This is a genomic window from Okeania hirsuta (assembly GCF_003838195.1).
GTDB classification, from domain to species: Bacteria; Cyanobacteriota; Cyanobacteriia; order Cyanobacteriales; family Microcoleaceae; genus Okeania; species Okeania hirsuta.
In genome coordinates, this window is the sequence record NZ_RCBY01000004.1 from 74,981 (window position 1) to 91,720 (window position 16,740).

10 protein-coding genes are annotated in these 16,740 nt (G+C 36.3%); 4 read left to right on the forward strand and 6 right to left on the reverse strand.

What is annotated here, in order from left to right; all coding sequences use genetic code 11:
• Positions 1-483: 483 nt before the first annotated feature.
• From D5R40_RS01500 to pgsA, 3 genes are all read right to left on the reverse strand, one after another.
• Positions 484-5,865 (reverse strand): NHLP bacteriocin export ABC transporter permease/ATPase subunit, encoded by a 5,382-nt coding sequence (locus D5R40_RS01500; protein WP_124154157.1) that lies wholly within the window; start codon positions 5,863-5,865, stop codon positions 484-486.
• 670 nt (positions 5,866-6,535) lie between these two features.
• Entirely contained in the window at positions 6,536-8,464 is a 1,929-nt protein-coding gene (locus tag D5R40_RS01505) for an ABC-F family ATP-binding cassette domain-containing protein (RefSeq protein ID WP_124154158.1), read from the reverse strand.
• Between the two features lie 637 nt (positions 8,465-9,101).
• Positions 9,102-9,620 carry a CDP-diacylglycerol--glycerol-3-phosphate 3-phosphatidyltransferase gene (gene pgsA / locus D5R40_RS01510; protein WP_124146349.1) on the reverse strand — a complete coding sequence of 173 codons (519 nt, stop codon included), beginning with the start codon at positions 9,618-9,620 and terminating at the stop codon, positions 9,102-9,104.
• A 401-nt stretch (positions 9,621-10,021) separates the two neighbouring features.
• Here pgsA and D5R40_RS01515 point away from each other — a divergent pair, with 401 nt between their 5' ends.
• A complete protein-coding gene (locus D5R40_RS01515; RefSeq protein WP_124146350.1) occupies positions 10,022-10,267 on the forward strand; it encodes a hypothetical protein in 246 nt (81 codons plus the stop codon).
• Positions 10,268-10,819: 552 nt separating this feature from the next.
• Complete coding sequence (ggt, locus tag D5R40_RS01520) at positions 10,820-12,595, forward strand: gamma-glutamyltransferase (protein WP_124146351.1); 1,776 nt, start codon at positions 10,820-10,822, stop codon at positions 12,593-12,595.
• Positions 12,596-13,134: 539 nt separating this feature from the next.
• On the opposite strand, the gene D5R40_RS38960 is transcribed toward ggt, so the two are convergent.
• The 3 genes from D5R40_RS38960 to D5R40_RS01530 are packed head-to-tail and all read right to left on the reverse strand — an operon-like array spanning position 13,135 to position 13,895.
• Positions 13,135-13,443 (reverse strand): PIN domain-containing protein, encoded by a 309-nt coding sequence (locus tag D5R40_RS38960; protein ID WP_511035219.1) that lies wholly within the window; start codon positions 13,441-13,443, stop codon positions 13,135-13,137.
• Positions 13,444-13,449: 6 nt separating this feature from the next.
• Positions 13,450-13,620, reverse strand: coding sequence for a hypothetical protein (locus tag D5R40_RS38965; protein WP_240039101.1), 171 nt, complete (start codon positions 13,618-13,620; stop codon positions 13,450-13,452).
• Between the two features lie 35 nt (positions 13,621-13,655).
• Positions 13,656-13,895, reverse strand: coding sequence for a hypothetical protein (locus tag D5R40_RS01530; RefSeq protein ID WP_124146352.1), 240 nt, complete (start codon positions 13,893-13,895; stop codon positions 13,656-13,658).
• 713 nt (positions 13,896-14,608) lie between these two features.
• Between D5R40_RS01530 and D5R40_RS01535 the strand changes: the two genes are divergently transcribed.
• The gene (locus tag D5R40_RS01535) at positions 14,609-16,150 is read left to right on the forward strand and encodes a phytoene desaturase family protein (protein ID WP_124146353.1); all 1,542 of its coding nucleotides are present in this window, start codon (positions 14,609-14,611) and stop codon (positions 16,148-16,150) included.
• Between the two features lie 284 nt (positions 16,151-16,434).
• Positions 16,435-16,740 (forward strand): helix-turn-helix domain-containing protein (locus D5R40_RS01540; RefSeq protein WP_134239611.1); only part of this gene is annotated, 306 nt, incomplete at its 3' end.

Below are 16,740 nucleotides of genomic sequence, written 5' to 3' on the forward strand. Positions count from 1 at the left end.
CTTGAAAGCATACTTAATTCGAGAGCTTTTGTCAAGGAATTGACCAAAATTTTTTTTTTAATCATCTGCATTTCCAGCCTACTTGGCTTGTTTCTACCTCTTCCTAGCAATCATAAGCTCCACAGAAGTATCGGACTCTCCAAAGTCAGTGGAACAAAGTAAAGAGAAGCAATATAGCGATCGCTATTTCAATCTCTAGATATTGCATCCTTACTCCGCTATGACAGATATTTGATATTTTTTATTTTTTTTTAATCATCTGCATTTCCACTCTACCTGGCCTGTTTCTCCCTCCCCCTGGCAAGAGAGTCCAACACGAGTATCCGATTATCCAAAGCTAGCGGAACAAAGTTAAAGAGAAGCACGATAGCGATCGCTCTGAGTGTATTGGGTTTATCCAATTTGCTACAATTACATTCGTCTTTTGACTTTTAACTTAAAAATTCTTACTTTTGACTTTTGACTTTTGACTTTTGAATTGTTTCACACCAACTGACGACTAACCAATTTCCTAAACAACCCCTCTTGTTCCATCAACTCATCAAAACTCCCCTTTTGCACTACTCGCCCCTGAGACATCACATAAATAACATCTGCATTCCGAATGGTACTCAAACGATGAGCAATAACAACGCGAGTCACATTCAACTGCTCCAAACTCTCAGTCACGATCGCTTGAGTTTTATTATCTAAAGCACTGGTTGCCTCATCAAACAAAAGAATTTTCGGCTCCAATATCAAGGCCCGGGCAATTAACAACCTTTGTCGCTGCCCTACGGAAAGGTTACTACCTCCCTCACTTATCAATGTGTGCATTCCCATAGGCATTTTCTTAATATCATTAGCAAAACCTACTTTCTGAGCTGCTGACCATGCTGCTTGTGGACTTACCAACCCACCACTACTGATATTTTCATATATACTGCCTGCCATTACCTTGCCATTTTGCAGCACTACTCCTAATTGTTGTCTGACTGCTTCTAAGTCTAATTCTGCTAAATTTTTACCATCGTAAAAAATATTTCCGGTTTGTGGTTGCTCGAACCCCAACAATAAACGGAATAAAGTAGACTTACCACTGCCGGAGGGACCGACAATGGCCACAAATTCTCCTGGTTTAACTTCTAAACTAATATTATGGAGTACGGTAGTGACGTTAATTTCTGAAACATTTTTATCGGCAGTTTCTGTTGTTAACTTAGATTTTTGATGATAACTAAAGGTGACATTATCGACAGAAATACTGCCTTGCAATTCTCCGGGGTGAGCTAAGTTAGGATTATATTCAATGGGAGAGTCTAAAATACTTTTTGCTCTTTCCCACAAAGGCACAATACCGATAACATCAGTAATAGTATTGCTCAAGGAAGTTACGCCACTGAGAAACACACCCATGGCGGAATTAAAAGCAATAAATGTACCAATATTTAAACCGGGAGTTCCTGTTTGTTGAGCGGAAATAATAATCTGAATAGTAAACCAATAAATCAACATAGAAGTGAGGAGAGAGGCAATTTCATTAATTACCGAAATAATATCGTTAATCTGAAAAATCCGATTATTAAGTTGAATTTGAGGTTGATATTTTTTACCCCAAACGGCAAAAGCTCTAACTTCCGCAGCAGCAACTCGTAATTTTTGAATGCCGTTTATTAGTTGTACGGTTAAGCCTTGAATTTTCCCACTCAGTTTTTCTTGTTCTCGTTCAAAGCGAATTAATATGATCCCGGAAATTAAGGTGATGAGGAAGGAAATTAAACCAATGATTAGAACAATTAAGGCTAATTTTCGGCTATATAAAAACATTAAACCCAAATTTAAGAGGGAAAATACACCTGTAAAAATCGTGGTAATAACAGCACTATTGATTAAACTACTAATCTGACTAATGGCAGCAATACGAGTTAATAAATCTCCTAAACTAAATTCTCGGAAGAAATTCGGATTTAGCCGAAAGAGGCGGTCATAAATTCCTGATTGTAAATTAATTTGTATCCCCTGAGAAACTTTGATAGACATGATTCCTTGGAGCAAACTAAATAAGGATTTTCCGATAGTAACTGCAAATAAACCTATTGCTATTTGCCATAACAATAATTTGTCACTATCAGGAATAGCATTATTAACAATAATGGCACTGGCTTGAGGAGTAATCATACCCATCAGACTAATTATTGTGCCTAAAATCATTAGTTTTATTCCATCCCATTCATAACTTTTGATGGCGAATAAAGAGATATCCCAAACATTTTTTATCTGGAAAGGGAAGGGTCGATAAAAAGTAAATGCTGTGGATGATAAAGTAGCAGCAACTTTTTGATTTATAGGAATAGAAGTTTGAGTTTTGGGGTTATAGAGGAGGTATTTATTTTTGTGGGGTAATAAAGCAACGGGTATATTTTCTGATTCGAGCCAACCTAACAATACACCAGAATTTTTTTGCCACCATTTATCTCTTAATTTTACTGTCCTTATTCGACATCGGGAAGCTTTAACAATATCTTGTAAATCTCTTTGATAATCAGCAGGAGATTTTTTTTCTGGGGGGGTATTTGGGAAATTTTTTGTCTGTGTAGATGGTGCTTTAATTTCTATCTGACTAGCGCGACCTATTGCTCCGACTGCTATTAATAATAAGTCGTTAAAGTTGGAGGTTATGGTGTTAGTTGTTGTTTGATTGTATAAGACAGAAACAAAATTTTGCATAGTTTCTGCTTTACTGTGTTGATTATAGGTTTTGAGTTGTTGAGAGTTGAATATTTCTGTTTGTTCTTCTGCCAAAATAACTTGGTGGAGATAATTGCAAAAGTTATTGTTAATTGAAACAATTTGGGAAAAATTAGGATGTTCAGATTCGGCAAAAGATGGCAAAGAAAAATCATTCGGTATTGAGTCAAAAGATTCATCTGCGGGATTTAACTCTTGATTTGTAATGGCTTTTGAATTTTGACTTGTAATGGCTTTTGAATTTTGACTTGTAAAAAGGCAGTCAAACCATTTTTCTGCTAAAGGGATAGACAAACTCTTGAAATCTCCAGTTAAATCTGTATTGGTAATATTTATCTGAATTAATTCGGCTTTTTCCAAAGCAATTCCTAATAATTTTCCTTGAGTCCGAGCATCGCAATTAAAAATTAATTCTCCCGGTTTAACGGTAAATAAATAATGACGATTTCCGATTAACTCTCCCGCTGATTCCAGGGAATAAAATATTTCTACTTCCCCAGATTTTACTAACCAGATAATTTGCGGATATTCAAAAATTAGAGGTTGATTACCTTCCAGGAAATAATGTTCTCCTTTATTTTCTAAATCTGCCAATAAACGAGCAGAAAAAACAGAATTTTCAGTAGTATTTTTTTCTTGTATTTCTCCATTTCTTCCTGACACCCAACTCCCTTCATTCTGACTCCTGGCTCCTGTAGGGGCGGATGGCCATTCGCCCCTACGACTCCTGATTCCTTCTTCTTTTATTCTGACTCCTGACTCCTGACTCCTGACTCCTTCTTTCTTTGACTCCTGACTCCTTTCTTCCATTTCTAATAATTCACGATAATAAATACCTTTATTCCAAAGTTGTTGATGAGTACCTCTTTCTAATACTTTTCCTTCCTTTAAAACTAGAATTTCATCACAATCTTGAATGGTACTTAAACGGTGTGCCACAACAATACAAGCACAACCTCGACGACGTAAATTACGATCAATAATTCTTTCAGTTTCCGCATCCAAACTACTCGTTGCTTCATCTAAAATTAAAATTCTAGGATTATTTACCAACGCCCTCGCAATTTCCAAACGTTGTCTTTGACCTCCCGATAAATTTACCCCACCTTCCAACAAATTAGCATCATAACCACCAGTCAAAGTCATAATAAACTCGTGAATATTTGCATCCTTGCAAGCTTGAACCAAAGCCGAATTACTAATAGTTGGATTCCATAAAGTTAAATTTTCTCGAATTGTTCCTTCAAATAAAAATATATCTTGCGCCACCATTGCCACAGACTTTGTTAAGACCGAGCGAGGAATTTCTCTACGGGCAATATCATCAAATAACACTTCTCCTAATTTAGATTCATATAAACCACAAACTAAATTAGCAATAGTTGACTTTCCAGAACCACTTTTTCCCACCAAAGCAACTCTTGAACCAGGCTTAATTAACAAATTAAAATTTTCGATTAATGGAGGTTTTAAAGGATTATAACCAAAAGTAATATCTCTCAGTTCAACCTTACCTTTTAATAGGGAATATCGAATTGAAAACCCAGTCGGAGCATCTTGCTCCGGACCACCATCTTGCTCCGTACCACCATTTTGCTCCGTACCACCATTTTGCTCCGCACCACCATTTTGCTCCGCACCATCATCTTGCTCCGCATCATCATCTTGTCTCCCATCATAATTAACCGCATCAAGAATCGGTTTTTCCAGCTCATTTCCTTCTGCCAAAACAGAATTTTCTACTGCCTCAGTAACTTCAATATCTTCATCAATAGGATAATCTAAAACATCATCAAGACGCTCCAAACTTGCTTCCAACTCTTGTAAACTACTACCAAAATTGATTAATTTTCCCAGAGGACTTAAAAAACCAGAAGCTACAGTTTGAAATGCCACCAACATCCCAATACTCATTTCCCCCCCCATAACTTTTAACCCTCCCAATACCAAAATTATCGTAGAAGAAAGAGTACTTAAAAATGTTGGTAAAAGAGTTAAAACTTTAGTTTGAATATTTAATCTTTGCTCCTCATTCATCACCTGAGAATATATTCCCAAAATCCGCGCAAAAATATAAGATTCTAAACCCCCAGCCTTCAGACTTTCAATTGCTCCCAAACTACCCAAAAGATAACCAGATAATTTCCCCTTTTTTTCGCTCAAATTCAAAGTTGCTTCAATCCGAAATTGTCGGAGCCAATATAATGCTGCTACATTAATCAAACCAAAAACTATAGTAATACCCGCTAAAACTCCATTATAAAAACTCATCAAAACTGCATAAAAAACCAACATTATCGCATCAATCAAGGTACTAGCAACACTACTCAATAATTGTACAGTTTGGTCATTCAAAGCAGCACGAGAACTAATATCTCCAGCAAACCTTTGAGCATAAAATTTCATCGGCAACCGCAACAGATGCCACATAAACTGACTATTCATAGTAATAGAAAGTTTAATAATTAACTTCCGCAAGAAAATATATTGCATCCTAGCAATAGTAAATTGTAGAATCGTTGTTACAGCCATTCCTACAAGTAAAGGGCGGAGCCAATCTTGCAAACCCTCCACTAAAATTTGGTCAACAAAAACCAAACTAAAAGCCGGAATAACTAAGCGAATTAAACTGAGGAAAAAACCAGCGATAAAAGTAAAAATAAGAGCATTTTTAGAATTTTGCAAACGAACAGCTAAATAAGCAATGAAATTTCTTTTATTGCTTCCTTTAACAAACTCTTCACCCGGTTCCATCCGCAAAACAATACCACTATAAGAATTCGCAAATTCCTCCTTACTAACCTTGCGCCTACCCAATGCCGGATCGTTCAGATAAGCAAACCTTTTATCAAAACCTTCTACTACCAAAAAATGATTAAACTTCCAAAAAATAATCACAGGTAGATCGGTATTTTCTAAGAATTCAACAGTACTTTTGCCACCCTTAGCTTCCAAACCATATTCCCTTGCCGTTCTAACAATTTGCGCGGCATTAGTACCATCTCGACTCACACCACATTTATTGCGCAACTCCATTAAAGGAACTTCACGTCCATAATATTTCAGAATAATACCCAAAGAAGCAGCACCACATTCAGTAGCTTCTCTTTGTAAAAAAGGCTTAGTTTTGACTCTCATTTGTTGATTGCTTATTATGAAGACAGAATCTCGCCCTAAAAGAATAAATAGGGTTTGCTGAAAAAGTCTTTTTTAAGGAGTGGGGAAGTAGGGGAGTGGGGGAGAATTTTTTTGCCCAACTCTTGCTAAAAATGTGCTCCTTTTTGAGCATGAAGAGCTGAAAACCATGTACTTTTTCAATACCTAAAAAAGCTAAAACCTTTATCTGGTAATTATTTAAGATTTAATCAGCAAACCCTAAATAAAGACAAAAAATAATTTTCCCTCATCCTATCCCTTTTCAGGAGATGTAATTATTAATTGTTATACCAATTCTCATGTATTAATACTATATTTAGGCAACACTTCAGTTATTAAGTAATATCATGTCCGGTAGCATCGTTTGTGTATAAAATTAAGGTGAAAATAGGAGAAAACCTTCTGCCTCCTGCCTCCTGCCTCCTGCCTTCCTTCCACCAAAGTCTAATTATTCAACCGGACATGATATAATTAATCCTGTCCCGGTCGCATTTTTGCTAATAATTAGCAAGTTTAGGAGCTTTCAGCATCTATTACATCAAATGATATTTTTGTCAAGTTTTATGTTAAGAAAGATGTTTATAAAGCATAGCTTTTAGGAAGAGGTAATTATTCATTATTCATTATTCATTATTCATTATTCATTATTCCTCTAAGAATTTATTTCTGCCAACTCTAACCACCTTTCTGTGGCAGTATCTATTTCTTTTTCTAAACTTTCTACTTTTTCATGGAGTTGTTGAACTTCACTTACTTCTCCAGGAGGTGCATTATAAAGTTCATTTTCAGTCTTTTCCTTCTCCGCTTCTAACTGAGCAATTTTTTTCTCCAAACTCTCATATTCTCGCTTTTCTTTTGACGATAATTTTCTTTGTTTATTCTTATCCCAAGAAACCCTTTCTGATTTTTTTGGTTTAGCTGAAATTTCCTTAGACTTTTCTGCAACTGCCACAGCTTTTTTTGTTGCTGCTTCTACTTCTTTATAATCTATATAAAGAGAATAATTTCCCGGATACTGTCGTAAATTTCCTACTCCTTCAAAAGCAAAAATTCTATCTACAGTCCGGTCAAGAAAATAACGGTCGTGAGAAACAACAATTACACAACCATTAAACTCTTCCAGATACTCTTCTAAAACTGCCAAAGTTTGTACATCTAAATCATTAGTAGGTTCATCCAAAATCAAAACATTCGGCGCACTCATCAATACTTTTAAAAGAAATAATCGTCTTTTTTCTCCTCCGGAAAGTTTATATACAGGAGCATATTGTTGATTACCAGGAAACAGAAATCTTTCCAACATTTGAGACGCACTAATTTGAGTACCATCAGCAGTTTCCACATACTCTGCTACATCTTTTATATAATCAATTACCCGTTGACTTTCATTCATAGCATCCAACAAATTTTCTGAATGTTGGTCAAAATATCCTATATGTATTGTCCCACCAATTTCTACTTTGCCAGAATCAGGTTTAACTCTACCTGTAATAATATCCATTAGGGTAGATTTTCCCACCCCATTACCACCAATAATTCCGACTCTATCTTCAGGGATAAATTCATAAGTAAAATCTTTGATTAGAGTTCTACTATCGTAGGACTTACAAACATTTTCTAACTCAATAACTTTTTTACCAATTCGACGACCAGGAGTAGAAATATCCACCTTTCCTAAAGCTTGTTTAAACTCCGTTCCTTGCATTTCTTCTATACGTTGAATCCTAGCTTTTTGTTTAGTGCTACGAGCTTTTGGTCCTCGCTTCAACCATTCTAATTCCCGGCGTAATATCCCTTGATGTTTGCGTTGAGAACTAACAACTGATTCTTCAGCTAAAGCTTTCTTTTCTAAATAGTAAGAATAATTTCCAGTATAAGTAAAAAGGTCGCCCCGGTCTATTTCGATAATTTTATTAGTAACTCTGTCGAGAAAATAACGGTCGTGAGTAATTAATAAAATTCCTCCTGAAAAACTATTTAAGTAACTTTGTAACCATTCTACAGACATAGCATCTAGATGGTTTGTTGGCTCATCCATTAACAAAACATCAGGGTCAGAAAGTAAAGCTGCTGCTAAAGCAATACGTTTACGATAACCCCCAGATAAGTTACCAACTTTGGCATCAAAATCTTGAATTCCTAATTTACTGAGGATAATTTTTGCCTTAGTTTCTAATTCCCAAGCATTGGTATTATCCATGCTGTGAGTTACTTCAGAAAAACGCGCCATTAGTCGATCGTCTTCAGGGTGATGGGCTAATTTTTCCGATAATTCTTCATATTCTCGTACCAGTAACATTTGTTCTCCACTATCAGAAAAAACTTGTTCTAATACGGTGTTATTTTCATCTAAATCTGGTTGTTGTGGCAAATAAATAATTCTAGCATTTTGATTAATCAAAATTTGACCACCGTCTATAGGTTCTAAACCAGCAATCATTTTTAATAGGGTTGATTTTCCCGAACCATTTGTACCAATTAAACCAACTTTGTCATTAGCATCTAAACTGAAGTTAGCATCTCTTAAAACTTCTTTGATGCCAAAGTCTTTTTTTACTGATTGAAGTGTGAATATACTCATTTATTTAAGTTAAAAGTCAAAAGTTAATATTTTAAGTCAAAAGTCAAAAGTCAAAAGTCAAAAATTAATATGGCTACAGTCTTTTTAAGTTAAAAGTAAAAAGTCAAAAATTAACATGACTACAGTATTTTTAAATTAAAAGTAAAAAGTCAAAAATTAATTAGGAGAGATTGAAGTAATTATAGAATTATCAACATATATTATATAATCGGATTCTTTTTTTAAGTCAAAAGTCAAAAATTAACTTTTTAAGTCAAAAGTCAAAAATTAATTAGGAGAGATTGAAGTAATTATAGAATTATCAACATACATTATATAACCGGATTCTTTTTTTAAGTCAAAAGTAAAAAGTCAAAAATTAACATTGCTATACTCTAGCACCTACTACCTAAAACATACTTCAACTATTCATATATTTGGGAGTAGGGGAGTAGGGGAGTAGGGGAGTGGGAGAGTGGGGGAGATTGAAGTAATTTAAGAAATTATCAACATATAATATATAACCAGATTCTATATAATTTCGCGCCTTCTGACTTCTTAAAGAAGTAGGGGAAATTGAATATTAAAGTAATTACAGAATTATCAATATATATTATATAACCGGATTATATATAAAACCTACAACCTAAAACCTTCTTCAACTATTACTAACTTCTTGATTAGGCCATAAGTAAATTATTCCTGAAACTATTGTTAAAGCTACAGCTATCCAAAACATAATTATAGCCGGAGTTGCCCAAAATTCAGGTAAGGGGGCAATTAACAAAGAAATAGCAATAATTTGACTTACTGTTTTTAATTTTCCCCAAATATTAGCTCCTGAAATTTGTGTTTGATTAACACGCCAACCAGCTATAGTTAACTCCCTACCTAGAATTAAAAATACTCCCCATGCTGGTACTTTTCCTAATTCAATTAATCCTAATAAAGGTGCTAATACTAATAATTTATCTGCTAAAGGATCTAAAAATTTACCGAGGTCGCTGACTTGGTTAAGTTTTCGTGCTAAATAACCATCTAAAAAATCTGTAACTGAAGCAATTAAAAATATTACTAAACAGATCCAAAGATTCTGATTAGTAGGAGTTTTCAGAATGTAAAGAATCAAAGGTATTCCCAGAAGACGGGAAAAGGTAATCCAATTAGGTATATTCATAAATATTGTGGTAATTGTTAATTGTTAAAAAATTTGGCGTTGCTGAATTAGTGTTTGATATTAATCTTAATTCTTTAGGGGTCAGGAGGGAAGAAATAAGAAGAAAGAGTAGTAGAAGAGAAAGTTTTTGTTAGCGCTCTTATGCGGACAAGATATCATACCTCAAATAACCAACGCCAAAAAGTTTTATTTATTTAAAATTATTAAGTTAGGTTGTAGCTCAAAAAAAGTTATCTACCACCTAATATTTAGATGAAAAAGGGAATAGGGAATAGTTATTTGAAGATATATATTTCTTCCCACACTCCCCATCTCCCCATCTCCCCATACCCCCATCTCCCTTTATTCTTCCTTCTGTTATACAATTATTGAGATTAATTTCACTGATTCAAATTATAATTATGTCTGTATCAAAAGAAGAAGCAAAGCAATTATTAGAACGATTAATTTTTGACAAGGAACGTCCTAAAGATTGGGTGCAAGATGTTTGGGGAATGAGTCCCACTTTAGGAGAGACTGCCGCAAAGTTGCTAGATGTTTTTGATGTATTAATTACATCTTGTCCAGAGGCTGAATTGAATGATGTCCTGCAAACTTTCGATACAGAATTGAAAGAATTGTTTGATGAAGATAGTGAAGCATCCTAATTATTATTGAGATAAAAACGGTCATTTTTAAGAAAAGTAATTATTAATTATTAATTGTTGAATCAGGAACAGAATTATGGAATAATACTGAATCCTGTTTGAAAGCGTAACAGCTCTGCTGGATTTCTATCAGATGGCCTATTATACTAAACATTTTAGCTAACTTTTAGGCCAACGAGTCGCACATCTCATGCCAAAGGATAGTCTTGGTATTGAGAAGAGGTCAAAAATTGAATATAGCAGTGGAAGGAAAGGTTAAGACATATCAAAAGCTCAAAAACTCAAAACTCAGACGACCCAAGTCTTTTTCTTCTCTGGTAGATAACCAATAAACATCTCCAGAAAAGAGGGAATAGGGAATAGGGAATAGGTATGGAGGTGGAAATAACTGAGAATTTCTGTACAATAATTGATTTTATTTTTGATTTTTACCAGATGTCTAATTGCCTAAATAACTAAAGGTCTTCTTCCTTCTTCTTTCTTACTTCTTCTTTCTTACTTCTTCCTTCTTCCTTCTGCTATAAATTAGAATAAATTTTATATAATTGCTAAATGCTTCAGATTTCATTACTTAAAACGAAAAGCCAAATACTCTTATTCACTTGTCTCACTATTTCAATTTCACTATTTGGATGTACTCAAAACTCTCCAAAATCTGTAACACCTATAGCAGAATTAAAACGCAGTAAACAAAGTATAGTAGTATCAGCTCATCCCTTAGCCAGTGAAGCAGGAAAATTAATTCTGCAAAAAGGCGGAAATGCAGTAGATGCAGCCATTGCTACTGCCTTCGCTATTTCAGTAGTAGAGCCATTTTCCGCAGGTATTGGTGGGGGTGGTTTCTTGCTATTAGGAATTCCCCCAGAAAATCCTGAAACTCAGAAACAGTATAAAATTCAAGCATTAGATTTTCGGGAAAGAGCGCCCAAAGCAGCAACCCAAAATATGTACCTGAACTCACAAGGAGAAATAGAAAAAAGAGCAAGCTTAGATGGACATTTAGCAGTAGGAGTACCTGGAACTGTTGCGGGGTTATACACTGTTCATAAAAACTATGGGAAATTACCTTGGTCAGAATTATTACAACCAGCTATTAGTTATGCTCAGAATGGCTTTGAAGTAAGCGATCGCTTCGTGAATAGATTAGAAAGACGTTTAGAAGTAATCAACAAAAACGTCGCAGCAAGAGAAATATTTACAAAAGATGGAGAAGCATATCAGTCAGGAGACTTACTAATTCAAAACGATAAAGCTCAGACCCTAGAAACCATTGCCAAAAACCCACAAAGCTTTTATACAGGCAAAATTGCTCAAGCGGTCGCTAATGATATGGCTGCCAATGGAGGTTTAATCACATTAGAAGACTTAAAAAATTATACACCAATTTGGCGTCAACCTATCTGTGGTAACTTTCGACAAGCGGAAATTTGTGCCATGTCACCACCATCATCTGGGGGAGTTCATCTACTACAAATATTGAATATTGTCGGCGAAACTAACTTGCAAGAGTGGGGCAATAAAAATCCTGACACTATCCATTTACTGACTGAAGCAATGCGAGTTGCTTATGCCGATCGCTCCAAATATTTAGGAGATCCAGATTTTGTACAAGTACCTGTCAAAGAATTAACCAGTCGTAGTTATGCTCAACAGCAACGTCAAAATATTAATCCCAAACAAGTCAGACCCTCCAGTGAAGTACAACCCACATCACCCGAAACTCTAGAGCGTCATACTTCGGAGTCTCCAGATACTACTCATCTGACCGTAGTAGATCGAGAGCGCAAAGTTGTTAGTCTGACATATACAATAAATGGTAGTTTTGGTGCTGGAGTAGTAGCGACTGGTACAGGAATATTATTAAATAATGAGATGGATGACTTTGCTGCTGCTCCAGGAGTGCCAAACTTATATGGTCTAGTGGGAGGTGAGGCAAATGCGATCGCTCCAGGAAAAACCCCTTTGTCAAGTATGACTCCTACTATTGTGACACAGGATGGTCGGTTAATTATGGCAACTGGCTCTCCAGGAGGAAGTACAATTATTACTACAGTCTTGCAGGTAGTTTTAAATGTGCTGGAATATCAAATGAATGCTGCCGAAGCAGTATCTGCACCTCGTTTTCATCATCAATGGTTGCCAGATAGATTACTTTTGGAAACGGGAGGGTTTAGTGAAGCAACTGTGAATGAATTGAAACAGCGAGGACATAATATTGTAATGCGTGATGGTTGGGGAAATGCAAATGTAGTTGTGCAGGATGAGAGTGGGATGTTGGAAGCAGCAGCAGATCCTCGTGGAGAAGGAGAGGTGAGAGTGGGAGAGTGAGGGAGTAGGGGAGTAGGGGAGTGGGGGAGTGAGGGAGTAGGGGAGTAGGGGAGTGTGGGGAGACGCGCAGATAGATGGACGCGGGAGTTCTCTCTAATGAATAGAGCGAGTAGATTGAATTAATTACTCAATTATCTAATCTCCGCGTCCCCATGTCACCGCAAAACCGAAGCTCTCGAAAAAGAAAAGGTTTACCGAATAATTAATAATTAATAATTAATAATTAATAATTCAATAATTCTAGTTTAAAGCCTCCCCTTTTAAGGGGAAAAAAGCGGTCGAGGGATGGATGGGTTTCCTAACCATATCCAATAGACCAAGAGAAGAAATAATATTTCCTTATATTCAATTCCGTAACGGTTTTAATCAGAGGTAATTATCCATTATCAATTATCAATTAATGAAGAGAATACCAGGGATGCAAACCTTTAAAAGGATTACCTCTTTCACTCCTTGGAGACTAATTCTTCTTTCGGTGCAATAATGAGCTAATAACTCATAGCTGATAGCTGACAGCTGAATACTTACATTTTTATCTCCTAAACATCACAAAATACAGCATCAAAAATAGAGCGGCAAATTCTAAATTTGATGTTGACAAGATTTTGATAAAACTCATCTTTATTACCTATTTCTATTCTTCCCTCCACAGCTAACTTTTTCAAAATAGCTAAAGTTCCCTTGACATTTAATCCTAAATTAGTAGCCATTTTTCTAGCAGCTAAATCGTCTAAAATTACAAAATCAGTCTGTAATTCCGTAGCCAGAGCAATAGTTTCTGATTCACCCCGACCAAAATTCATATTTAACCGATTAAATAAAGAAGTTAAATTAGTGCTTTTTATAATTAACTTTTATGCTGCTAATATAGGAGTCAATGCCTGACTAATATCATCACTTTTAGCATTAATTTCATTCACCACAGAAGGCGTTATATAAAATTCATAATTGTCATTAAAAAATAATTCTAAAGCTTGCAACCTGACTAAAAAGATAATAGGAGACGAATCAATCGCGATTTTCAAAACTTTTACTTATTCAAATATTAATTATTAATTGTTTACCATCTTTGTTCCTGTTCTATATCCTCAGAGGAAAGATAGGAAAATTCAATGCCTAATAAATCCAAGATTTGCAATAATTCCTCAGCATCAATTCCCATGATTTCCGCACCTTTTCTCAAACTAATTAATCTAGTCATTAAAGCACCTAAGACAAATAAAAACTTTTCCTTTTGTTCGGGTTCAACAAAAATTGGTAAAGCAGCAGCAATATTTTTAACATCAAGAATAGTTGTCATTTCAGTTATCAGTTAGAGGAAGCTTGAGATATTATTTATCACGAAAGGCAAAAGGCAGAAGGCAGAAGGGAATTTGACTTAATTCCCACCCACCCGCAGCTAATTCCCAACAACTCTTTAAATATGTGAAAAACTTAATTAGGGTTTGCTGAATAAAGTTAAAAGTTAGGGCAGCTAAGGGTTAAGAGCTTTTTATATTAAGTTTATCCGCTAGCTATTGGCTAGTTTTGCCTCAAAATACTGGAATTTCCTGCTGAAATTCAAGAAAATTTCTTCACATATAATGGCCGAAACCGTTGCCTGTTCCTCCCATCTCCGCGTCTCCGCGTCCCCGTGTCCTACTCCCACCAACCAATTTTTCAGCAAACCCTAATTATATCATGTCCAGTAGCATCGGTATTGTATTACAAAGGTAGGGAACAGGCAGGAATACTTAAGAGCAAGAAAAAAACTTAAATTTCCTGTAGATATTTACCAAAAAATGAAGTCCAAAACCTCCCCTTTTAAGGGGATGAAAAGCGGTCGAGGGATGGCGAGGTTTCCTCGCCATATTCAATCGACCAAGAGAATATTCAGTTCAGTATTTCAATCCCAATGCTTTAGTGGTCGGTACTGATAACTGATAACTGAAATGACCTTTGGGTTTACACAAACGATACCAGCGGACATGATATTAACTAATATCAAAGAAATTAAAAATTTACCCAAAAAAAATGTCTCAGACTGATGTAATTTTAATCGGTAGTGGAATTGGTGGTCTAAGTTGTGCCGCTTTACTAGCGCGCTATGGTTTTAATGTCATAGTTTGCGAAAGTCACTCTATTGCTGGAGGTGCTGCTCATAGTTTTGAATATCAAGGCTTTAAATTTGATTCTGGACCATCTTTACATTCTGGTCTATCCTATCATCCTTCTACCAACCCACTAGCACAAGTTTTGGATGCTATCGGCGAAAAAGTCCCCTGTGTAACCTACGACACTTGGGGTTGTTGTTTGCCAGAAGGTGACTTTAATACCTCCGTAGGTGCAGACCAATTTTGTGATGTTCTCCAAAAATTGAGAGGAGAAAATGCTGTAACAGAATGGCGTCAACTCCAAAAAGTTATGGCTCCATTTGCAGAAGCAGCGATCGCTATTCCACCAGCTTCTCTCCGTTTTGACTTAGGAGCGATAATGACCATGGGGCAATTTCTACCTGCTATGGCAAAACACATTTTCAATGTTGGTAAGTTAACAGGGCCGTTTGCCCAAATTATGGAAAATGTTGTGACAGACCCTTTTATTAATAACTGGCTTAACTTACTCTGTTTCCTACTTTCAGGTTTGCCTGCAAATGGTACCAGTGCCGCTGAAGTTGCATTTATGTTTGCCGAATGGTATCGACCAGGAGTTGTACTTGATTATCCTATTGGTGGCAGTGGAGCAATAGTTGATGCTTTGGTGCGTGGGTTAAAACGTCACGGTGGTCAATTGATGTTGAATGCTCATGTGGAAGAGGTATTAGTAAAAGATGGTCGTGCTGTTGGTGTGAGTTTACGAAATGGAACAGAAATTAGAGCAAAGGAAGCAGTAATATCCAATGCTTCTATTTGGGATACTTTGAAATTATTGCCAGAAGGTGCGGTGCCAAAATCTTTTCGGCAACAACGACAACAGACACCAGAATGTAATAGTTTCATGCACTTACATTTAGGTATTGATGCTACAGACATCAAACCAGACTTAGCGTGTCACCATATTATTGTCAATCATTGGGATGAGATAGATGCACCTCAGAATGTTGTGTTGATATCCATTCCATCTTTGATAGATGCTACTGTTGCACCACCTGGTAAGCACGTTATTCATGTATATACTCCAGGAAATGAACCTTATAAATTTTGGCATGGTATGGATAGAAAGAGTCAAGAATATGCACAACAAAAACAACAACGAGCTGAGGTGATGTGGCAAGCATTGGAGCGAGTCATACCTGATGTGCGCTCTCGTTGTGAAGTAACATTGGTCGGTACTCCACTAACTCACGAACGTTTTCTCCGCCGTCACCGAGGAACTTACGGACCTGCAATTCGTTCCGGGGAGAGTTTGTTTCCTGGACCAAATACACCTTTACCAGGATTATTGTGTTGTGGTGACTCTACTTTTCCTGGTATAGGTTTGCCTGCAGTAGCAGTTAGTGGCATGATAGCAGCAAATACTCTTGCACCTGTTTCTCAGCATTGGAAAATGTTAGAAAGTTTGGGGTATGTCCGGTAGCATCGGTATTGTAAGCGGAAAGTAAGGAAGAAGGAAGAGGGAAGAAGTAGGAAAGCTGAAGAGCTGGTAGAGAACAACATCCAATATTTCTCTTTTGCCCCCCGAACGTGGGTTTATATAAAATCCGGTTATACAGTTATCGCACTTTCCACTTCCATGGGATGCAGACATAAAATGCCTACTTATCCCCAGATAATTCCAACTCTCATCCTTTCTTCCTATTGACTCCTGATATCAAATCCGGTAGCATCGGTATAAAAAAATTAAACCTGATAAATTAAGGGATGAATAGTAAGAGTTGGGCGATCGCCATGCCGAGATTGTTAAAGCTAGAACCACACAAAAGTATCGAAGAGTTGGAAAAACTCTACCGACAAACTCAAGACCCAATAGAACGAACTAGATGGCAAATCCTCTGGTTGATAGCTAAAGGCCACAAAGTAGAAGAAGTGGCTGAGGTTACTGGATATCGGCGTGGTTCAATTTACAGAATTGTAGGGCGCTATAACCGATTAGGTATTGATGGATTAAAAGATCGTCGCCATCAACATCAGGGGCCGGAGACCTTACTCTCAGAAATAGACCAAGCT